Below are 25,262 nucleotides of genomic sequence, written 5' to 3'. Positions count from 1 at the left end.
GCAGCCTCTACAGGGGCGTCTGCCCTTCGCGCCGACTAATCGGCCTCCATCGCTTCGATGAGGCTCTTCGGGCGCAGGTCGGTCCAGTTCTGCTCGACGTACTCGAGGCACGCGGCCCGGCTGTCCTCTCCGAACACCTTGGTCCATCCGTCGGGGATGTCGGCGAATGTCGGCCACAGGGAGTGCTGGTTCTCGTGGTTGACCAGGACGAAGAATCGTCCGTTCTCGTCGTCAAAGGGATTCGTCATTGTCGCTTCCTTTCCTCACCATCGTCTTCGATGTTCGTTGTGTGTTGCTCGTGCGCGTTGCCCGCCAGTCGCAGAGCCAGGACCGGCCCGATGACTGCGAGTGCGTCCGCATTCGCCATGCCGAGGTGGTCGGCGTCGACGTCTACGTTGACAACGTCTCCGTCGACGTGTGGTTCCCACGACCGCGCGACAGCGGATGGGTCTTCCTTGTCGCGTGTCGCCGTGAACACCAGCAGCGAGCCGTCGAACCGGTCGGGGCGGAATTGCTCCACCAACTGCTCACCACCCGCGAAACTGTCCATCACCCACTGCACCTGCTCATCACGCAGCAGTCCCAGCGATGCGATCTTGTCCCGCACGATCGCTGCGACCTCATCGGCAGAGCTCGCCTCAATATCTTCCCCGAGATCGAATAGGTCGCGCCAGCCCCCCAGCAAATCGCCGACGAACTCGCCGCCGGGACGCACCCGCTCGGCCGATTCAGACCCGTTCACCTGGTCGACGGACACCGGCGCCGAGTCCATCACGCCGAGGAAGTCGACCTCCTCGCCTGCTTCCCGCAGCGCCGTGGCCATCGCGTAGGCGACGTATCCGCCGAGCGACCATCCGAGCAGGTTGTACGGCCCTTCCGGCTGCACACGTCGGATCTCGGCGAGGTACCTCTGCGCCAGCTCTTCGACAGACGAGGCAAACGGTTCTCCGGACACGGCGTGCGGATCCTGCAGGCCGTACACCGGCCGATCGGCCAGGTAGGGCACGAACCCGCCATAGAACCACGCGAGTCCGCCCGCCGGGTGCACACAGAACAGCGGAGGCTGTGAGCCGCGCGCGAGCTCGATGAGAACCTCTCCTGCCGGCGCGGTGGCGCCTTCGATTCGGGCCGCGATCCCGCGCGGCGTCGGATCGTTGAACAACCAGCCGAGTTCGAGATGGTCGCCGTGCACGCGCCGCAAGAGACCGAGAGCACGGGTCGCCGACAACGAATCGCCGCCGAGGTCGAAGAAGCTGTCGGTCGCGCCGACGTTCTCGACGCCGAGGATCTCGCCGAACACCTCGGCCACCGATTCCTCGATCGGCCCGACCGGGTCCACACGAACCCCGCTCGGGCGCTGCGGTTCGGGAAGCGCGCGCTTGTCGAGTTTGCCGACGGCCGTGAGCGGAAAGGCATCGAGCACGGTGATGCTCGACGGCACCATATGGGCGGGCAACCGTTGCGAGAGAAAGTGCCGCAGCGTCGTCGACACGGATTCCTCGGGATCACTGAGGGAATCATCGGGGCCCGGGGAATCGTCGAGCACGACGTACCCGGCGAGCGCTGTCGCCACCGCTCCCCCGACTCCGACGACGACGGCCGATTCGACCGTCGGATGAGCCGCCAGGGCCGCCTCGATCTCACCCAGTTCTATTCGTAGACCGCGAAGCTTGACCTGAGCGTCGCTTCGGCCCGCGTACTCGAGTGAGAGTTCACCGGTCTCGTCGCGCTGCCAACGGACGACGTCGCCTGTGCGGTACATGCGTTCGCCCGCGGTGCCGTTCGGGTGCGCGACAAACCGCTCCGACGTCAGTCCCGGCCGATCGAGATATCCGCGAGAGAGGGGTAGTCCGGTGATGTAGAGCTCTCCGGAGACTCCCTCGGGTACGGGATGCAGGCGGGCGTCGAGGACTTCGAACCCTGTGCCGTTGATGGGACCGCCGAGAAGCACTCTGGCACCCGGCCTCGTCGGCCGCGCGAACGTCACACTGATCGTCGTCTCGGTCGGACCATAGATGTTGTGCAGGCTGAGGTGGCTCGACCAACCGTCGACGATCGACGGCGGCACGGCTTCGCCGCCCACGGCGACCCCCGCCAGATCCGGCAGTGCAGCCGGATCCATGGTCGACAACACGGTCGGGGTGAGGAACGTATGAGTCACGGCACGTTCTCGCATGAATTGCTCCAGTGCCTCGCCACCGACCGCGTCCGCGGGGCGGTATGCGATCTCGCCGCCGAACGCTGCGGCGAGGAGGTACTCCAGCACCGAGGCGTCGAAGCTCGGCGACGCGAAGCCGAGCACAACCGGCTTCTCGACCTGCGGGAAGCGGGACGATTCCGCTGCGGCGTAGTTGGCCAGACCGGAGTGCGTGACGCTCACACCCTTCGGTCTTCCGGTCGATCCTGAGGTGTAGATCACGTAGGCCGTGTTGTCCGGTCGCACCGGCTTCAGTAGCTCGTTCGCGGCGAGCGAGGTGGTGTCCTGTGACGAGATTGCGCGCGAGACGGCAGGGTCGTCGAGGTCGACCCAGTCGAGTCCCGGCCGCGTCGGCAGCGAGCGCGAGCGGGTCAGGCCCAGTACGGCGCCGGAATCCTCGACCATCGTCGCGACTCGTTCCGCCGGATAGTCGGGATCGATCGGCACATACCCCGCGCCGGTCTTGGCGACCGCCCAGATCGCGGTGAGCAATTCCGTGGAGCGTCCGATCGCCAGACCGACGAGCGACTCGGTCCCGATCCCACGTGCGATCAGCCACCGCGCGAGGCGAGTGGACTCGGCGTCAAGTTCGGCGTAGGTCAGCGTCGAACCGGCAGCGTCGCTGACCGCTGTGCGCGGTCCGTATGCCGCCGCGGCTTCGGCGAAGAGGTCGGCGAGCAGCCGCGGTCGTTCCCCTTCACCACCGTCGACCGGCGTGAACTGTGCCCTCTGTTGTTCGGTGACGAGGGTGATGTCGGCGGTGAGGCGTGTCGGGTCAGCGGCCATCTGGCGCAGGATCTCGACCAGCGCGGTGCTGAACACCTCTACCTGGTGATCGTCGAATGCCGCAGGCAGATACTTGAGCGTGAGCGAGATCTGCCCGCCCGGCAACGGAGCCGTCGCCATGTTGAGCGGGTAGTGGGTCGCGTCGGTGCCATCGAAGTCGAGGATCTGCAGTCCCCCGGTCTGTGCGGGGTCGGCGGTCGCGAGCGAGTCGCCGTCCACCGGGTAGGACTCGTGCACGGTGAGGGTGTCGAACAGCAGCGGCACGTCGGCCAGCGCCATCAGCTCGGTCAGTCCGATGTGCTGGTGGTCGAGCACGGTCACCTTCGCCTGCTGCAGACGCGCGAGCACGTCCGCGACGGGTGCGTCCGGGTCGACGTCGACGACGGCGGGCACGGTGTTGATGAACAAGCCGACCATCGACGCCACGCCTTCGAGATCTGCGGGGCGGCCCGAGGTGGTCTCACCGAATGTGACGACCCGGTTCCCGGTCAGTCGAGACAACAACACAGCCCAGGCCAGTTGCAGCACCGTGGCCACGGTTGCGCCCTGCGCCCTGGCGAGCCGCTCGATTCCGTCGACGATCTGCTCGTCGAGCAGCGCGGAGTGATCGCGCGGAAGCATCTCGCGAGCACCGGACACGCCGGGAGCCACGAGGGTCGGACCGTCGACCGGTGCGAGCACGCCTCGCCACGCTGCCCGAGCGGCGTCGGGATCGGCGAGCGCGATGCGGCGCGCATGATCGCCGAAGTCGCCACCACCGGGTTGTGTCCCGGTGTAGGTCGACCCGGTCGCGTAGAGCGCGAGCAGGTCGGCGAGGACGAGCGGACCCGACCATCCGTCGATCAGAATGTGGTGATTGGTGACGATCAGGTGCGCGTCGTCGCCGTGGCGGAAGAGCGTGAAGCGCATCAGCGGGGCGGACTCGAGATCGAATCCACGACGTCGCTCCACGTCGGCGTAGCGCTCCACCGCCGACTTGTCATCAGCCGACATGTCATCACCGGCCGACGACGCCGGTACCTCGACGACCTCCCACGGCACGGAGACCGACTCCGGGATCACCGTGACCACGGCGCCGCTCCTGCAACGCACGAACGCCGAGCGCAGCGCCCTGTGATGATCGAAGAGTGCTTCTGTCGCACGACGAAGCCGCTCGACGTCGATGTCCCCGCCGAGGTGGAGGATTCCCTGCACCACGTAGACATCGACCGCGTCGTCGCCCGCGAGCTCTGATTGGACGTGCAGGCCCCTTTGGAGTGGCGTCATCGGCCAGACGTCGGCCGAGCCGAAACGATGCGCGAGCTCGTCGAGGTCGTCCTGGGTGACGCCGGTACCGGGCACGTCCGAGGGCGATAGTCCCGGTCCGCCCGGCTGTCGCGCCGCGACGGTGACCGCGGCGAGTTCGGCCGCCCATCGATCACCGAGGTCTTCGATGTCCGACCGAGAGAATGCGCCACTCGGGAACAGCAGGTCGGCCGACAATTCGCGGCCGCTGTCGGTCGTCGCGGTGCCGACGTTGACGGAGAGCGTGTTCATCGCAACCATGCGACCCGACACCGACGCGGGCAGCGCGGGTGCCGCGGGATCGGCGGTGAACGGCAACACCGCCGCGTCGTCGCTGCCGCGGACGCCGGCTCCGAGGTAGTTGAACGCGATACCGGGCAACGCGGTCTGCGCCAACCGTGCGTCACCGTTGCGCGAGAGGTTGTTGCGCAGCAGGCCGAATCCCAGACCGTGCTCGGGCTGACCGAGGCGTTCCTCCTTGGCAGCCTTCACGGCGTGCACGACGTCATCGCCCGGGTCGACCACGATCGGGGCGATCGACGTGAACCATCCGACGGTGCGGGAGAGGTCAGCGATGCTCGGCGACGAGCCGTGGGCGAGCACGTCCTCGTAGCGTCCGTGACCTTCGACCAGGATCGATACCGGAGCATCGTCGACGATTCCGCGAGCACGCTGCCACGACCTGATCGCGCGCGCCAACGCACCGAGCAGAGCGTCGTTGACATGCCCACCGAACTGTTCGGGGACGCTGGTGAGTAGCGCCTCCGTGTCCGCGGCGCCGACGGCGACGGTCACCGTGGAGAGCGTGGCGAATCGATCTCGGTCGCGGTCGACGGTGACGCCGAGATCGGTGGGCTCGCGGTCGACGCGCGCCAGCCAGTAGTCGACCTCGCCCACGTGATCGGGTGTGCGTTCGGCCAGCGCGGAGTGCCACGCCCGTGCCGAGGTGACCTCGGGACGCAACGTCGCATCGCCACCGCTTTCCGACGCCGCCCACGCCGTGATCAGATCCTCGATGAGGATCGGCCACGAGACCGCGTCCACGCCGAGGTGATTGATCGCGAGCACCACCCGCGCACCGTCGGCTCCCACGACGTGTGCGGCGGACACCAGGACCCCGTCGGCCGGTGACAGCTCACGCAGTGCGCGAGCATGTGCCGCCCGCACCGCGGCAGCGAATTCCGGGCTGCCGCCGGCTGCATCGACCCGCTCGCCGACGACGCTCGGTGTGGCGTCGGATCCTGCTGTGGCCACCCATTCACCGTCGACGCACCGCAGTGTCGACGACAGCATCGGGTGTGCCGAGACCACCGTCGTGAGCAGTCGCCGCAATGACTCGGTGTCGAGACCTTCGGGCGCGATGAGTGTCATCGACTGCGAGAAGTCGGCGAAATCGTCTGGCTCGTCGGACAATTCGATCATCCACGCAGCAATCGGCGAGACCGGAACGGCACCCGTCGGCCCGTCCGGCAACTCGGCGAGCATCGGGAGTCGTTGTGCATCGGCTGCTGCTGCCACGGCAAGAGCGCGCACCGACTTGTGCTCGAAGATGTCGCGCGGGGAGATCGGAAGGCCTGCTGCACGTGCGGCCGACGAGAGCGTGATGGCGAGGATCGAGTCACCGCCGAGCGCGAAGAAGGAGTCGGTCATGCCGACCTTTTCGACCCCGAGCACACCGGACACGAGGCCGGCCAGAGTCTCCTCGGCGGGCGTCGCCGGCACGACGTCGTCGCCGCCGACGCCGTCGATCGTGGGCTGCGGCAGTGCTTGTCGATCCAGTTTGCCGTTCGCGGTCAGCGGCAGACGATCGATCGGCATGATGATTCCGGGAATCATGTACGTCGGCACCGCGCGCGCAACCGAGTCGCGGACCTCGTCCACGTCTATCGAGTCGATCCGGTCTGCGACCACATAGCCGACGAGTTGCTCGCCACGTCCGGGGATGTCGACGACCGTTGCCGCGGCCGCGTTGATGCCGGGGGCAGCGGCCAATGCGGCCTCGACCTCGCCGTACTCGATGCGGAAGCCACGCAGCTGCACCTGCGCATCACCGCGCCCGAGATACTCGATGTCGTCGCCGATGCGGCGGGCGAGGTCGCCGGTGCGGTACATGCGTTCGCCGCCCGGATCGAAGGGGTCGGCGACGAACCGCGTGGCGGTGAGCTCCGACCGTCCCCGGTAACCCCGCGCCAATTGGCCACCCGTGACATAGATTTCGCCGACGACGCCCGGCGGGACCGGATGCAGTCGCGAGTCGAGGATGTGAATGCCCAACGAGCTCAACGGCCTACCGATCAGCGAGCTGTCGCCGTCGAGGACCGATGCTCGGTCCATGGGCCGGATGCTGACATGCACCGTGGTCTCGGTGATGCCGTACATGTTGACCAGTTGGGCTGTGTCCGAGGGGTTTTCAGTGAACCAGCGGTCGACCTGATCGAATGCGAGCGCCTCGCCGCCGAACACGATGTAGCGCAGGGCGAGATCAGGTCCGACGCGCCGTCGAGCGTCGATGAGTTGGTAGAAGGCGGACGGCGTCTGGCTCAGCACCGTCACCCCTTCGCGGCCGAGGAGTTCGACGAATGCGTCCGGGTCGCGTGCGACGTCGCGGTCGACGATGACCAGACGCGCACCCGACGCGAACGGGCCCCACAGTTCCCACACCGAGAAGTCGAACGCATAGGAGTGGAACATGGTCCAGACGTCGGTCGGGACGAACTCGAAGTCGGTCGCGGTGGTGTCGATCAGGGTGAGCACGTCGCGGTGAGTGATCTGCACGCCCTTGGGCTTGCCGGTGGATCCGGAGGTGTAGATGACGTACGCGCCGGAATCAGGTTTGATGACCGGCGTCGGCGTGGGCAGACCTGTCCCCTCGCCCACCAGGTCGTCGACGTCGACGGCCGCGACCGCGTCGGGCAACTGCCCGAACAGCTCGTGATCGACGGTCGCGGCGTCGGTGATGATCAGGTCGATGGCGGCGTCGGCGACGATGTAGGTCAGGCGTCGCACCGGGTTCGTCGTATCCAACGGGAGATAGCCCGCACCCGCTTTGAGGACACCCAGAATGGCGACGGCGAGGTCGACGGTGCGTGCCGTTGCGACACCGACGAGATCTCCCGCGACGACACCGCGCTCGACCAGTGCCGCGGCCACTGCCGTCGACCGGCGGTCGAGTTCGCCGTAGTCGAGCGACTGTCCGGCCGCGCTGACTGCTGGCCGGTCGTGGTGTGCGCGTACAGATTCGGCGAACAGGTCGACGAGGCTCAGGTCCGCGCGCGGCATGTTCGTTATCGGCGCCGGAAGTGCGGCGAGCGTCGCCTTCTCGTCATCCGACAGAAGCACGACGTCGCCGATCGGCAGGCTCGGATCGGCGGTGCAGCCGTCGAGCATCCGGACGAACCGGTCGGCGATCGTGTCAACCGTCGAGCCATCGAAAAGGTCTGTGGCATAGACGATCTGCGCCGTCCACGGCTGACCGTCGGGAGCGTCGGCGATACCGAAGGTGAGGTCGACCTTGGCCGGGGTGTGCTGCGGCGCGATGGGCGAGATCTGCACTCCGGCAACATGTGTGGCGTTCAGTTCCGCCGCGAACTCCGGCAGCACCGACTGATGGAACGTGAGCAGCACCTGGGTGAGGGGCGCGAACGCTTCCGAACGCACGGGGTCGAGACGATCGATCACCGCTTCGAACGGAACATCGGCGTGGGCGAACGCGTCGAGGTCGGTGGTCCGCACAGACTCGAGTAGATCGGCGAACGATGCGCCGGGGTCCACGTCGCTGCGGAGTACGAGGGTGTTGACGAACATGCCGACCAATGCGTCGAGATCACGTTGTCCGCGACCGGCAATCGGGGTTCCCACCGTGACATCGGTCGTGGCGGCCAGTCGGGACAGGAGCGCAGCGAGTGTCGCGTGCACGACCATGAACGGTGTCACACCGTGCTCGCGTGCCACCGCCGACACCCGGCCTGCGATGGCGGCCGGTATCGCAAACCCGACCTGCGCACCCCGCTCGGAGGCGACGAGGGGTCGCGGACGGTCGGTCGGCAGTTCCACCACATCCGGTACGCCTGCCAGCGCGTCCTCCCAGTAGGACAGTTGACGCGCGACCACCGACGCCGGGTCGTCCGGCCGCCCGAGCACCTCGTGCTGCCAGATGGCCACATCGGCGAACTGCACCGGCAGCGGCGCGAAGTGCGGTGCCGAGCCTGTCGCGCGCGCCGCATACGCCGCCATCATGTCGCTGACCAACGGGCCCATCGACTCGCCGTCGGCAGCGATGTGGTGGGCCACCAGCGCGAACACATACTCGTCCTGCGCGGACCGCCAGACGCAGCACCGCAGCGGCTCCTCGACACTGACGTCGAAGCCGTCGGTCACCGCGGCCTCGAGCTGTGCGGCGGAGTCGACGACGCCCCAATCGAGGCGGTCCGACACGGTGTCGACGCCGCCGATGATCTGCACCGGAACGCCGTCCACCGCGGGGAACACCGTCCGCAGCACCTCGTGACGCTCGACGACGTCGACGACGGCTGCCCGCAGCGCAGCCACGTCGACGTCGCCGCTGAGCCGAAGCAGCACCGGGACGTTGTAGGTGCTCAACGTGGGATCGAACTGGTTGATGACCCACATCCTGGCCTGCGCGAACGACAGCGGAATGCGAGCCGGTCGGGGCACGACCGGCACGACCGGGGCGAGGCCCGGCTCACGCTGCGCCGCAAGCGCGGCGAGACCGCGCACGGTTGGCTGCTCGAAGACGTCGCGCACGGTGATGTCGGCGTCGAAGAGTTCGGAGATGCGCGCAGCAACGCGAGTGGCCGACAACGAGTTGCCGCCGAGGTCGAAGTAGCTCTCCGTGACGCCGATGGTCTCGCTACCGAGCACCTCGGCGTAGACGGCGGCGACACGCTCCTCCGCGTCGGTCGCCGGTGCGACGCTGCTGTGCTGCTGTGCCCCTTCGGCGGGCTCGGGCAGCGCGGCGGTGTCGACCTTGCCTCCGGGCGTGTGCGGTAGAGCATCGAGCACGGTCAGACTCGCGGGAACCATGTGCGAGGGAAGCCGCGTGGCGATGTGGTCGCGGATGGCTGCGACATCGACGTCGGGTGATGCCACCACGTACCCTGCCAGCGCGCTCGCGACGGCACCGCCGACGCCGATCACCACCGCAGCGTCGACGTCGGGATGCGAGGTGAGTGCCGTCTCGATCTCGCCGAGTTCGATCCTCAGCCCGCGCAACTTGACCTGTGTGTCGATGCGGCCGGCATACTCCAATTCGCCTGTGGCAGTGACCCTGACGAGATCGCCCGTCGCGTACAGGCGCGCGCCCGGTGTCGAGCTGAACGGATTCGCGACGAACGCCTTCGCGGTCAGTCCGGGACGTCCGAGGTAGCCACGCGCGAGAGAGTCGTCGGCGCTGAGATACAGCGCCCCCGTCACGCCCTGCGGCACTTGGTGCAGTCGCGAATCGAGAACATACGCGGCGAACCCGCGAATCGGGCGTCCGATGGTCACCGGCTGCCCGCGCTCGATCACGGCCGCGGTTGCCCACACCGTCGTCTCCGACGGCCCGTAGAGGTTGAGCGTCCTGAGATCGGGATGAGCCGACGCCCACCTGTCCATGAGTTCGGGTGGGCACGCTTCTCCCGCCGATGCGAGATTTCGCAGGCTCGCACCGAAACGCGGGTCGACGGTGGCGAGCACCGTAGGCGTGATGATCGCGTCGGTGACACCGCCGCGCTCGAGGACCCGGCCGAGCGCGTCCGAGGCGTACTCGTCGGCGCCGGCGATCACCAGGGTGTGGCCGAGGCCTATGCCCCAGAGCATTTCGAGTACCGACGCGTCGAAGCTGGGCGATGCGACATGCAGCACCCGGACGTCGGATGCGGTTGCCGAGGTCCCGGAGATCTCCGCGAGTGCGTCGACGAGATTGGCGATGCCGCGCTCAGCGACGCCGACAGCCTTGGGGCGACCGGTCGATCCGGAGGTGTAGATGAGATATGCGAGGTCGTCGAGTCTCTTCGGCGCACGGCGCTCGTCGTTCGTGACGGGGCTGTCTTCGACCCCGGGTGCGATCAGGGTGTCGATGTCCATCCATGTGCACGGCGACTCCCCGAGGCCGGGGATGGTGTCGCGATCGCTGATCCCAAGGGTTGCGCCGCAATCGGCCAACATGAAGGCGATGCGGTCCTCGGGATACGACGGCGCGATGGGCACGTACGCGGCCCCGGTTCGGAACACACCGAATACGGCGACAACCGAGTTGATCGAGCGGTTCATACCGACGGCGATCACGTCGCCGGGTCCGACACCCGCGGCGATCAGCCTGCGGGCCACCCGATTGACCGCCTTCTCGAATTCGTCGTAGGTCAACTGGTGGTCACCACAGACCAGTGCCGGACGGTCCGGATCGATGACGCGGTCGTCGAGGATGTCGACGAGTACTCGCGGCATCGAGACACCGCCATCGGCTGCAACACCATTGGTGCCCAACGAGTTCCGACTCCGCACCCCGAGTGACACCACCGTGTCGTCGTCGACCGCGAGGTCGATGTCGCCGACGGCGACCCGGGGGTTTGCCACCATCGCTTCCAGCACCGTCAACCAGCGATCGGCGAAACCGCGTACCGTCGGTTCGTCGAACAGTGCGCTGGCATAGATGAATTCGGCCGTCATGGGAGAGTCGGCGCGTCGGTCTGCCACGCCGACCGTGAGGTCGAACTTGGCCGTCGGCGCAGCGATGTCCAGCGGTTCGGCGACCAGTCCAGCCGCCTCCATCTCGGCCCGCGGATCGACGTCGCCCGACACATGGGTGAAGGCGATCTGCACGAGCGGCTCGAATGCGGTGGAACGCGCGGGCGACAACTCGTCGATGAGATCTTCGAAGTTCACGTCGGCATGCGCGAAGGCATCGAGATCGGTGGTGCGCACCGACGCGAGGAAGTCCTCGACGGTCCGCCCCGGATCAACCTCGGTGCGCAGCACCAACGTATTGACGAACATGCCGACAAGATCGGCGAGGGCAGAGTCCGTGCGGCCCGTGATCGGGGTCCCGATGACGACGTCGCCGGTGGCGGCCTCGCGCGACACCATGATCGCCAGCGCCGCGTGCAGGACCATGAAGCCGGTGGTCTCGTGGTCTCGGGCGAAGGCCTCGATGCGAGTCGCCAACGCGTCGTCGACGGTCAGCCTGACCACACCTGCGTCGCTGTCGCGCACCGAGGGCCGCGGCCGATCCCTCGGCAGGTCGGTGACGATCGGGAGTGCCGCGAGTTGCGTTCGCCAGTAGTCCATTTGGCTACCGATCGGGCTCGACGGATCGTGCACGCTGCCGAGCGCCGCCTGCTGCCAGAGCGCATAGTCGGCGTACTGCACGGACAGCGGAGCCTGCGCGGGCACTGCCGGGCTGGTGCGGTGAAGGTAGGCGGCGAGAAGATCGCCGACGAGTACCGGAACCGATCCCCCGTCGAACGCGATGTGATGGACGGTGAGGGCCAGTTCGTGCTCGTCGTCGGCGACCCGCAGTACCCGACCCCGGATCGGGAGTTCACGCGTCACGTCGAATCCCGTTGTGGCAGAAGCAATCAGCCCATCGCGATGGAATGCGATGCCCCAATCAACCTCGTCGCGCGCCTGTGCGGCGTCGACGATGTGCTGCACTGGGCCGTCACCGTCATCCGGGTAGATCGTGCGCAGTACCTCGTGACGTTCCACGACGTCGCCGACTGCTGCGGCCAGAGCCTCGAGGTCGAGAGTTCCCCTGAGGCGCAACACAAGTGGAATGTTGTAGGACGCCGACGTCGGGTCGAATCGGTTGATGAACCACATCCGCGACTGCGCAGCGGACAGTGGTACCCGCGCCGGTCGCGCCACCGCTGTCACGCGGGGCAGCACCTGGTCACGGCCTTCGATCGCCTCGGCGAGTTCTTCGACGGTAGGCGCATCAAACACATCACGCACCGACACCGACACCCCGAACACATCCGCCACCCCAGCAGCCACCCGCATCGCCGACAACGAATTACCACCCAACAAGAAAAACGACTCCCCCAACCCCACCCGCGACACACCCAACACCCGCTCAAACACCTGCGCCACCAACACCTGCGACGACGACACCGGCGCCACAAACCCCACCTCCGCCACCACCACCGGCGGCAACGCCCGACGATCCAACTTCCCCGAACTGTTCAACACCAACTCATCAGTGACCACCCACACCGACGGACACATATAACCCGGCAACACCCCAGCCACGTACTCACCCACCACATCCACATCCACCGACCCCGGCGACACATACCCCACCAACTGCTGCCCACCACCACCATCAACCACCGCACACACCGCATGCACCACACCCGGCGCCGCAGCCACCACCGCCTCCACCTCACCCAACTCCACCCGCTGCCCACGCAACTTCACCTGAAAATCCGTACGCCCCAAATACTCGATCTCCCCACCAACACCCCACCGCACCAAATCACCCGTCCGATACAACCGCGAACCCCCACCACCAAACGGATCCGCCACAAACCGCTCAGCACTCAACCCCGCACGCGACGCATACCCACGCGCCACCTGCACACCACCCAAATACAACTCACCAGGCACACCAGGAGGCACCACACCCAACCGCGCATCCAACACATACGTGGTGGTGTTGCTGATGGGCTTGCCGATGGTGACGTGGTCGCTTCCCGTCACGTCGACGTCCGTGACGTCGACCGCAGCTTCGGTGGGACCGTACAGATTGTGAATCCTGGTGTCCGGCAACTGTGCGTGTGCTTCGAGTGCCACCGCGGTGGGCAGCGCCTCACCGGACGTCAGCAGCCATCGCAACGACCGGAGTTGTGTAAAGCTCTGTGCCGGAACCACATCGAGGAACACCGACAACATCGACGGCACGAAATGCACAGACGTCGCCCGCGTCGCCCCGATCAACTCCGCCAGATACAACGGATCGCCGTGACCACCCGGCCGCGCCACCACCACCTGCGCACCAGACATCAACGGCGCGAACAACTCCGGAACCGACACATCAAACGTCACCGGCGTCTTCAACACCACCCGATCGGCGTCGGTCAGTGAGAAACGGTCGATGCACCATCGCAGACGGTTGGCAGCGGCACGGTGCGAGACGGTGACACCCTTCGGCCGACCCGTCGACCCCGACGTGAACAACGTATACAACGCCGCATCACCCGACAACGACGACAACCGCTCACCATCAGACACCGCAGCCACCGACACATCCACCGACCCCGACGCATCCACCTCAACCACCCGCACACGATCACCCAACTCCACCACCGCCGCAGGCACCGCACCCGCAGCAACCACCACCACACCCACCCCAGCAGTACCCACCATGTACTCCACCCGCTCCACCGGCGCCTGCGTATCCAACGGCACATACTGACCACCCGCAGCAACCACCGCATGAATAGCCACCACAAACTCCACCGACCGCTCCAACGACACCCCCACCGCCACCTCAGGCCCCACACCCACACCAATCAACTCACGCGCCAACACCGCCACCCGCGCACCAAACTCCGCATACGACACCACCCGACCCTCACACCACAACGCAGGCGCACCCGGCGACCGAACCACCTGCGCCGCAACAGCATCAGCAACCGTCTCGACGATCGGCTCCGTAATCGGCCCGGTCGCGGCGGACAGGACGGCAGCCGTTTCGGCAGGCGAGATCAACGTCGTGTCGCCGACAGCGTCTGCCGGGGCCGCCGTCAGACCGGCCAACAACGCGAGGTAGCGGTCGGCGAACGTCGAGATGGTCCCGTCGTCGAACAGGTCGGTGGCATAGACGATCGAGCACTGCCAATCAACGCCCGAAGGCGCGGTTGTCACCGTGAGCGCGAGGTCGAGTTGCGCTGGGACACTTGGGACGTCGACCGGCTCGACCTCGAGCTCGTCGACACGCACGGTGGGATCTGCGACCGCGCCCACCTCCATCGAGAGCATGACCTGGGCCAGCGGCGCGAATGCCTCGGAGCGCACCGGGTCCAGCGCGTCGACGATGGTCTCGAACGGAACGTCCGCGTGGGTGAAGGCATCGAGGTCGGTCACCCGGATCCGGTCGAGCAGATCGACGAACGACTCGGCGAGGTCGACCTCGCTGCGCAGGATGAGAGTGTTGACGAACATCCCGACGAGCGGATCGAGCACTGCGTGTCCGCGCCCGGCAACCGGTGTCGCGACGGCGATGTCGGTGCTTCCCGACAGACGCGCGAGCAGTACCGACAGCGCGGCGTGGACAACCATGAACGAGGTGACGCCACGTTCGGCCGCTGTTGCGGCGATTCGATCCGCGATCTCCGCGGGAATGGCCACCTGCATGCGAGCACCGCGATGAGTGGCGACTCGCGGGCGTGGACGGTCCGTCGGCAGATCGATGACGTCGGGGAGGCCCGCGAGCTCCGCGACCCAGTGGGCGAGCTGTCGCCCGACCACCGATTCAGGATCTGCGGGATCGCCGAGGACCTGGTGCTGCCAGATCGAGTAGTCGGCGAATTGCACTGCCAGCGGGACGAATTCGGGCGTCGTGTCCGCCGAACGTGCGACATACGCCGTGACCAGATCGGCCACGAGCGGACGCATCGACTCACCGTCCGCCGCGATGTGATGGGCGACGAGGGCAACGATGTGCTCGTCGGGGCCAACCGGTGCCACCCGCACCCTCAGCGGCAACGATTCGGTGACATCGAACCCGGTGCTCACCGCGTCGGCGAGCGCCTGTTCGTCCGAGACGACGGCCCAGTCGAGTTCCGCCGCGACGCGGTGCGCCGGGTGGATAACCTGCACCGGGGTTCCGTCGACCGCGGGGAACGTCGTACGCAACACCTCGTGACGAGCGACCACATCTTCCACAGCGCGGCGCAGCGCGACGAGATCGAGCTTCCCGCGAAGTCGCAGTAGCGCCGGGATGTTGTAGGTGGCGGTCCCGGGTTCGAACTGGTTGATGAACCACATCCGCGACTGCGCGAACGACAACGGGATCGCAGACGGCCGTGGCGACACGGCCTCGATCGGCGCGAGACCGCGATCCCGAGTGGTCACGAGATCGGCGAGTTCTTCGACAGTAGGCGCATCAAACACATCACGCACCGACACCGACACCCCGAACACATCCGCCACCCCAGCAGCCACCCGCATCGCCGACAACGAATTACCACCCAACAAGAAAAACGACTCCCCCAACCCCACCCGCGACACACCCAACACCCGCTCAAACACCTGCGCCACCAACACCTGCGACGACGACACCGGCGCCACAAACCCCACCTCCGCCACCACCACCGGCGGCAACGCCCGACGATCCAACTTCCCCGAACTGTTCAACACCAACTCATCAGTGACCACCCACACCGACGGACACATATAACCCGGCAACACCCCAGACACATACTCCGACACCACATCCACATCCACCGACCCCGGCGACACATACCCCACCAACTGCTGACCACCACCACCATCAACCACCGCACACACCGCATGCACCACACCCGGCGCCGCAGCCACCACCGCCTCCACCTCACCCAACTCCACCCGCTGCCCACGCAACTTCACCTGAAAATCCGTACGCCCCAAATACTCGATCTCCCCACCAACACCCCACCGCACCAAATCACCCGTCCGATACAACCGCGAACCCCCACCACCAAACGGATCCGCCACAAACCGCTCAGCACTCAACCCCGCACGCGACGCATACCCACGCGCCACCTGCACACCACCCAAATACAACTCACCAGGCACACCAGGCGGCACCACACCCAACCGCGCATCCAACACATACATCGACGTGTTGGCCACCGGAATCCCGATGGGGATCAAGCGATCTCGCGTGGTGACATCGGCGTAGCCCACTTCGACGGCCGCTTCTGTCGGGCCGAACAGGTTGTGGATCGACACGTCCGGCAGTAGTCGATGGGCTGCGGCAACGGTGGCAGGCGGCAGCGCCTCGCCCGAACAGAAGAGCCACCGCAAGGAGTCGAGTTCGCGAATGCGTTGTTCGGGGACGACATCGAGGAACACCGACAACATCGACGGCACGAAATGCACCGACGTCGCCCGCGTCGCCCCGATCAACTCCGCCAGATACAACGGATCGCCGTGACCATCCGGCCGCGCCACCACCACCTGAGCACCAGACATCAACGGCGCGAACAACTCCGGCACCGACACATCAAACGTCACCGGCGTCTTCAACACCACACGATCGCCCGCCGCCCACGGATACTCGCCCAGTCCCCACCACAACCTGTTGAGTACGGCCCGGTGCGAGACGGTGACACCCTTCGGCCGACCCGTCGACCCCGACGTGAACAACGTATACAACGCCGCATCACCCGACAACGACGACAACCGCTCACCATCAGACACCGCAGCCACCGACACATCCACCGACCCCGACGCATCCACCTCAACCACCCGCACACGATCACCAAGCCCCACCACCGCAGCAGGCACCACACCAGCAGCAACCACCACCACACCCACCCCAGCAGTACCCACCATGTACTCCACCCGCTCGAGCGGCGCCTGCGTATCCAACGGCACATACTGACCACCCGCAGCAACCACCGCATGAACAGCCACCACAAACTCCACCGACCGCTCCAACGACACCCCCACCGCCACCTCCGGCCCCACACCCACACCAATCAACTCACGCGCCAACACCGCCACCCGCGCACCAAACTCCGCATACGACACCACCCGACCCCCACACCACAACGCAGGCGCACCCGGCGACCGAACCACCTGCGCCGCAACAGCATCAGCAACCGTCTCGACTGCCGGTACCTCGACCTGGGGTCCGACAGACCACCGTTCGATCGTCGCCCGCTCGGCAGCGTCGACCAACGAGATGTCGGCGACCAACGACTGCGGTCGCTCGACCACGGTGCGCAGGATGACGCCGAGCGCTTCGGCGAAGACGCGGATCTGCTCGTCGTCGAAGGCACTCGGCAGATACTTCAGGTTGATCGACAGTCCGCCGCCACTCAGAGGCGACGTGACCATGTTCAGCGGGAAGTGCGTGGAGTCACTGACCACGACCTCGGTGATGCTGAGACCTGTTGTCGACGTGTCGGTCGTCGAAATCGACTCGGTGTCAACGGGATAGGACTCGTGGACCGTCAGCGTATCGAACAGAGCACCGTCGACTCCGGCAAGTGCGATCAGCTCCGGTAGTCCGAGGTGCTGGTGATCGAGCACCGCGACCTTGGATTTCTGTAGTGCTGCCACCACGTCGGCGATCGGCATGGACGGGTCGACGTCGACGACCGCGGGCAACGTGTTGATGAACAGGCCGACCATCGACGCGGCGTCGTCGAGGTCAGCAGGTCGGCCGGACACGGTCTCGCCGAAGGTGACGACGCGTTCCCCCGTCACCCGTGACAACAACACCGCCCACGCGAACTGCAGAACTGTCGCCAGCGTCGAACCCTGCGCTCGTGCAACGGATTCGAGCCCGGCGACAAGTTGCGAGTCGACGACCATCATGTGGTTGCGCGGCAATGAGTGAGCGGTGGCCATCGCGCCGGGCGCGACGAGTGTCGGCCCGTCAACCGCTGCGAGCACGTCACCCCAGGCCGCCAGCCCGGCAGCGTGATCGGCGCCCGCGATGCGCCGCGCGAAGTCGCCGAAATCGCTCATCCCGGTGCGCTGTGCACCGGTGTACGTCGCCCCGGTGGCGTAGAGCGACAGCAGGTCTGCGAGGACGAGCGGACCCGACCAACCGTCGAACAGGATGTGATGGTTGGTGATCACGACCGTGACGCCACCCGAGTCACGAACCGCCACGACCCGTAGCAGCGGAGGCGCCGCGAGGTCGAATGGTGTGACGCGCTCGGCGGCGACGACCTCGTCGACCGCCGCCTGCCGCCGCGTGTCGTCTACCTCGCCCAGATCAATTGTGCGCCACGGAACGTCGACCGACGGTTGCACGACGGACACCACCGCACCGCCCCCGGTCTGCAGGTAACTCGTCCGCAGGGCGGAGTGGTGGGAGAACAGCCCTTCGACGGCGCGGCGGAGCCGAGTGTCATCGACGGGCGCGGCAAGGCGCAGAACGGCCTGTCCCACATACACATCCACGGCGTCGTCACCGCCGGCGTCGGCGAGCGCCGACTGCAGGAAGAAGCCGTGCTGGAGCGGCGTCAGCGGCCATATCGCAGCGCCGGGGTACGCCTTTGCCACGTCGTCGATATCGGCCTGCGTGATGCCGGTGCCGGGCAGGTCCGAGGGCGAGGGCCCCGGATCACCGAGCACGGCAACCTCGGTGACGATCCCCTCGAGTTCGCGGAGCCATGCGGCGGCGAGAGCTGCGACGTCGTGCTGGGTCAACACATCCTGCGCGTACAGGAAATCCGCGGACAGAACACGTTCATGCTCGCCTGGACGTACCGCGATGTTGACCGTGAGTACGTTCGTCGCAGGCATCATGCCGGACACGGTCGATGCCAGTGCTGGTGCGCGGGTGTCGACCGCGAACGGAACGGCGGTGTCGGCCTCGGTGACGCCCTGACCGACCGCACCGAGATAGTTGACGCCGATCGCCGGAAGTTCACAGCCCCACAACGGACTTCGCTGATCCGCGCGTAGTAGTCCGAACCCGATCCCGTTGCCGGGGCGGGTCAGCCGCTCCTCTTTCGCTGCCTTGACGGCGTGAATCCCGTCGGCACCGGGATCGACGGCGAATGGCGCGATGGTCGTGAACCATCCAACCGTTCGCGACAGATCGGCCCGGCGTGGCTCCTCGGCGTCGAGGAGCACATCCTCGTAGCGTCCGTGCCCCTCGGAGACCATCGCGACCGGACCATCTGCTGCCAGCCCACGATCGTTTTGCCACGAGCGCACAGCACGCGCGAGCGCGGCGATCAGCACGTCGGCGGTGGTCGCGCCGAAGGCCGTCGGCAGGTCTGCGAGTACGGCCTCGGTCAGTTCCGGATCGAGTTCGACGGTCACCGGTGCGGGCGCGGCCTGACCGAGCGGAGTCGGGACGTCGAAACCCGGTGTGCGGAGTCCGACGCGAGCCATCCAGTAGTCGAGCTCGTCGTCGGCACGCACCGTGGTTGCCAGCGCGTTGTGCCAGGCTCGGGCGGAGGTCACCTCTGACCGCAACGCCTTCTGTGCGTCGGAGTCCATCGCACCCCATGCGGTGATGACGTCTTCGACGACGACCGGCCACGACACGGCGTCGATCGAGAGATGGTGGATGGCGAGAATGACACGCGCGCCGTCGTTTCCGGACACGAGGACTGCCGCGATCACCCGTCCCGCAACGGGGTCGAGCTTGCCGAGGGCCGCCGCGTGCTCAGCACGGATCAGCGCCTCGAACTCTGTTGACCGAGTGCTGATGTCGGCATGTACGGCGCGCACCTCTGCGCGCGAGTCGGGTGATCCAGCGACCTGACTCCAACCGTCGTCGGTGTGTCGGAGCTGCAGTGCGAGCATCGGGTGGACCGCCACGACGGCGTCGAGGACGGCCGCGAGCATGGCCGGACTCAGATCTGGAGGAGCGATCATCACCACGGACTGCGAGAAGTCGCGCAACCGCGCGGGCTCCCCGGCGGTCTCGAGCAACCACGCGGCCACCGGACTCAGCGGCACCTCGCCGGAACCACCGCCGTCCGGCTCGGGCAGGAGGGGCACGCTCGCCCGGTCGTCACTGCCTGCGCGAGCCATTGCTCGAATCGTCTTGTGTTCGAAGATGTCTCGCGGCGACAGGGCCAAGCCCGCGTCACGGGCGGCCGACGCCAGTCGGATCGACATGATCGAGTCTCCGCCGAGCGCGAAGAACGAGTCGGTGACACTGACCCGGTCGATCCCCAGCATCCCTGCGACCACTGCGGCCAACTGACGTTCTGCGGTCGACGCCGGCTCGACGTAGTCGTCGCCGTCGGGGAGCTCCGGTGCCGGGAGTGCGCGTTTGTCGAGTTTGCCGACGGGTGTCAGCGGAAGCTCGTCGAGGACGGTGATGGTGGCAGGCACCATATGCGCGGGCAATTGCTGTTCGAGGTGTGCGCGCACCGCGGACAGATCGAGTCCGGCAACTGCCACCACGTATCCTGCGAGCGCCGTGGCCACGGCACCACCCACGCCGATCACGACCGCCTCCGAGACATCCGGATACGACGACAAGACGGCTTCGACCTCGCCCAATTCGATGCGCAGACCTCGCAGCTTCACCTGGTCATCGCTACGCCCGGAATACTCGAGCTCCAGCTCGCCGTCCTCGGTGCGGCGCCATCGCACCACATCTCCGGTGCGGTAGAGGCGGTCGCCGCCACCGCCGAAGGGATCGGCCACATAGCGCGCAGCAGTCAGGCCTGCTCGATCGAGATAGCCGCGGGCCAGCGCGACACCACGGACGTAGAGCTCGCCGGGAACATTCACGGGAACGGGCTGCAACGCGTCGTCGAGGACCACCAATCCCACACCCCCGATGGGTCCGCCGATGCGCACCGGGTCGCCGACGCGGCGTCGGCTGTTGGCGACGGCGACCGACGTCTCGGTCGGGCCGTAGGCATTGAAGAAGGCAACCTCGTCGGCCCACCGATCGACGAGTCGCTGCGGCAGCGCCTCACCCCCCGATGCCAGGAGCTGCAAACCCGGGACGGCTGCGGGATTGATCGTCGCGGCAACGGTCGGCGTCATGAACGCATGCGTTACCCCGGCCTCGCGCATGAACTCTTCGAGCAATTCCCCGCCGATCGCGCCCTCGGGCCGATATGCGAGCGTCGCTCCCCCGGTGGAGGCGATCAGCCACTCGAGGATCGACGCGTCGAAGCTCGGAGACGAATAGCCCATCACCACAGACCCTGCTTCCGCCCCGTAGCGGCTCAGGTCTGCTGCGTAGTTGTGGATACCTCGGTAGGTGACGGCAACACCTTTGGGCCGACCGGTCGACCCGGACGTGTAGATCACGTAGGCGAGGGCGTCGAGGTGACGTGGACGCACCAGCTCGTCCGACCTCAGAGGCGCCGAGGCGGGCTCAGCGGGACCCCGCCGAACGGTGACGACGTCTGAGACGAACGACCACGTCACCGAGGAGGGCAACTGCTCGCGCAACTCCGATGTCGTCAGACCGAGGGAGACGCCCGAATCGCTCAGCATGTAGGTGATGCGGTCGGCCGGGTAGTCAGGGTCGATGGGTACGTACCCCGCACCGACCTTTGTCACCGCCCACAACGCGGTGAGAAGGTCCACCGAGCGTCGAATAGCCAGTGCCACCAGCGATTCGGTGCCCACACCCTGCGAGATGAGCCACCGCGCGCAGGCATCCGACCGGGCGTCGAGTTCAGCGTAGGTCGCGACGGCGCCCGACCCGTCGGTGACCGCGGCGCAGTCGGCGTACCGTGTGGCCACATCGGCCAGGACATCCGCCAGCAACCGCGGTGTTGCCGCCTCACTGCCGAAGATCGACGACATCTCGTCGTACTCTTGATCGTCGAGCAGTCGTGAGCGGCCTACCGGCAGCGCCGGTTGTTCGGTCAGCTCGGTGAGCAGTCGAACGAATCGGTGGGCAATCGACTCTGCGGTATCGGCATCGAAAATGTCTGTGGCGTAGACGAGTTCGCCAGACCAACCGTTACCGGTGTCCCTCAACCCGAACGTCAGATCGACCTTGGCCGGAATCTCGTCGACGTCGACCGGCTCCACGGCAAGGGCCGGAAGCCGTGCCGCGGCGATACCGCGTGCGGCGAACTCGGGCATCGCGTTCTGATCGAATGTGAGCATGACCTGGCTCAGTGGCGCAAAGGATTCCGAACGTGGCGGGTCGAGCGCCTCGACGACGGACTCGAAGGGGAGGTCGGCATGCGCGAAGCCTTCGAGGTCGACGCCGCGCACGCGATCGAGGAGCTGGGTGAAGGTCAATGTGGGGTCGACGCCCACACGCAGGACGAGCGTGTTGACGAACATTCCGACCAGCGGATCGAGCACTGGCTGCCCGCGACCCGCGATCGGGGTCGAGATCGCGATGTCATCCGTCCCCGACAGTCGGGCGAGCAACGCGCTCAACGCCCCATGCACGACCATGAACGGAGTGACCCCGGACGCGCGTGCCAACTCGACCACACTCTCGGCCACGGTTGCCGGGACGTCGAATGACGCACGCGCACCACGCATCGACGCCACGGTCGGGCGCGGTCGGTCTGCGGGCAGGTCGAGCACGTCCGGCAGTCCGCGCAACTGTCGTGACCAGTAGCCGAGTTGGCGTCCGATGATCGAGTCCGTGTCGTCCGCGGAACCGAGAACGTCGTGCTGCCAGATGGCGTAGTCGGCGAACTGGATTTCCAGAGGCGCGAATTCCGGTGCGGCCCCGGCGGTTCTGGCAACGTAGGCCGTGATGAGATCCGTGACGAGCGGACGCAACGACTCGCCGTCCGAGGCGATATGGTGCATCACCAATGCGAACACCCACTGTCCGGGCGCCTGCGCCCACAGAGCGGCACGCACCGGCCAGCCCGTGGTCACGTCGAAACCCGTCATCGCGACGGTCTGCAGCTCCGACCACGAGTCGACGTCGCGCCACTCGAGTCGCTCATCGATCTCGTCGACACCGCCGATCACCTGAACCGGTTCGTCGTCGACGGCGGGGAACGTCGTCCGCAGCACCTCGTGGCGCTCGATCACGTCACTCAGTGCCGCGCGTAAGGCACGCACATCGAGATCGCCCTCCAGCCGCAGCAGCGCCGGAATGTTGTACGTCGGCAACGACGTGTCGAACTGATTGATGAACCACATGCGACTCTGCGCAAACGACAACGGAATTCGCCGCGGGCGCGGCAGTGCCACCACCGCGGGCAGACCGGCGGCACGCTGAGCCGACAGTTCGGCGAGACCGCGGACCGTCGGGGCGTCGAACACGTCGCGCACGGAGAGGTCTACCCCGAGGGCGTCGGAAGCGCGGCCGACGATGCGGGCAGCGGCAAGCGAATTGCCGCCGAGATCGAACAGCGAGTCGGCGACGCTGACCCGTTCGAGATCGAGTACGTTCGCGACGATCTCGGCGAGCATCTTCTCGGTCTCCGTACCGGGGGCGACGTACTCCGAGTCGACCACGATCTCGGGTTCTGGAAGCGCACGACGATCCAACTTGCCGTTCACCGTGAGCGGCAGACCGTCGAGCAGCATCACCACGTCGGGAACCATGTAGTCCGGCAGCAGCGCCGCGGCATTGGACCTGATCGCCGTCGGAGATACCTCGGCGCCCTCGCCGAGGACGGCGTAACCGACGAGTTGTTCGATTCCGTTCTCACGCGTCGTCACCGCAACGGCGACAGCATCCACCCCCGGGGTGGAGAGCAGCGCCGCTTCGACCTCGCCGAGTTCAATCCTGAAGCCACGCAACTTGATCTGGGCATCGGATCGACCGAGATATTCGAGAGTGTCGCCGTGACGGATCGCGACGTCGCCGCTGCGGTACATCCGTCGCCCGTCGCCGGCGAACGGGTCCGCGACGAAGCGCACGCCCGTCAATTCGGGGCGGCCGAGGTACCCCCGCGTCACCTGCGTGCCACTGACGTAGATCTCGCCGGGCGTTCCGTCTGGCACCGGCCGCAGGTGCTCGTCGAGCACGTGGATCTCGAGGCCCGGTAACCCGTCACCGACGTCCGATCCCTTTGCCGTCGCGACGAATTCGGGATCGAGCGCACGGAACGTCGAGTGCACCGTCGTCTCGGTGATGCCGTACATGTTCACCAGCACCGGCCCCGGGCGTCCAGCGCCGGCCATGCGATCGGCGTACCAACGTGTCACCTGCGCGAAGTCCAGCGCCTCACCGGCGAAAACCATGTACCGCACCGACGATGACAACTCGTCGGAAGCGACAGACGTCTCGCCACGCGGCCGCACGGCGGCGGCGAGCTGATAGAACGCCGACGGCGTCTGCGACACCACGGTCACCGAGTGCGCCGCGAGCAGCGCTGCGAACTCCGCCGGGCTGCGCGTTGTCAGGTAATCCACGACGAGCAGACGTCCGCCGAACAGCAGCGGTCCCCACATCTCGAACACCGAGACGTCGAACGCGTACGAGTGGAACATCGTCCACACGTCGTATTCGGTGAAGCCGTAATGCTGTTGGGCTGCAGCCAACAACGCCACCACCGACCGATGTTCGACGACGACGCCCTTCGGCCTACCGGTGGAACCGGAGGTGAAGATGGCGTAGGCAGCCAGCCGCGGGTCGAGTGCGGCAGGCAATTCCCCCGACGCGTGACGCGCACGGTCGGAGAGCTCGGCCGTCGTGGTCAGCGCGACACCGAGGAGGTCGAGCGTCGCGTGGCCGCCCTCGCCCGAGATCACCACGACCGGAGCCGCGTCGTCGACGACCATCTGCAGGCGATCTGCCGGGTGCGAGGTGTCAAGCGGGAGGTAGGTCGCGCCGACCTTCAGGATGCCGAGGATCGCCACCATGACGTCGACGCTGCGGGCGGTCGCGAGTCCGACGACCGAGCCCTGTTCCACACCTGAGGCGACCAGTCCCACGGCCACGGCGTCGGAGAGCTCGTCGAGCTCCCGATAGGTCAGCTCGGCACCGGAGGTGTCGGTGACGGCGAGCCGACCGGCGAAGCGCCGCACCGCGAGTCGAAAGAGACCGGGCAACGATTGCCAGTCGTCCACACCGAGTGTGTCGACGGCCGCCGCACGTATCTGCGCGAGATGCTGCTGCGTGAGGGCGGCCGAAGCGGCCGGGTCTGCGCCGGGCGTGGTCACCAATGGTGCGATGGTGGCTGCGACGGCGGCATCGGGGTCGATACCGCGTCCGGCGAACACCGTGGCCATCGGCGCAACGCGCGCTTCGAGCTCGCCGAACGTGAGCGTCGCCGGTGTGGACAGTGCGAGGGCATGCGGTTCGGTCCGTGCGGTTACCCCGATCAGATCACGTATACCGGGACGGCGACCCCACCCCGAGCATGTTTCTAGTGCGTTCGCGTCGATTCCCGTCACGGCTGTGTGGAGA

Annotated in this window: 2 protein-coding genes; both read right to left on the bottom strand. The window is 66.8% G+C overall.

All coding sequences use genetic code 11. The features are described 5' to 3' along the window. Window positions 1-35: 35 nt before the first annotated feature. Window positions 36-248, bottom strand: coding sequence for an MbtH family protein (locus ABW18_RS10065; protein ID WP_049698840.1), 213 nt, complete (start codon window positions 246-248; stop codon window positions 36-38). Next, on the bottom strand, window positions 245-25,249 hold the full coding sequence (locus ABW18_RS10060) for a non-ribosomal peptide synthase/polyketide synthase (protein WP_053117430.1): 25,005 nt from the start codon (window positions 25,247-25,249) through the stop codon (window positions 245-247). Before ABW18_RS10060 ends, ABW18_RS10065 begins: the two co-directional genes overlap by 4 nt. Window positions 25,250-25,262: the final 13 nt, after the last annotated feature.

This window comes from Gordonia jacobaea, assembly GCF_001186365.1.
Classification (GTDB): Bacteria; Actinomycetota; Actinomycetes; order Mycobacteriales; family Mycobacteriaceae; genus Gordonia; species Gordonia jacobaea.
The sequence above is the reverse complement of the archived record's forward strand: the minus strand, read 5'-3'. Positions and strand labels throughout refer to the sequence as shown.

Excerpts from the sequence above, each read along its gene's own strand:
- ABW18_RS10065 (WP_049698840.1), bottom strand. The coding sequence starts at position 248 with ATGACGAATCCCTTTGACGACGAGAACGGACGATTCTTCGTCCTGGTC.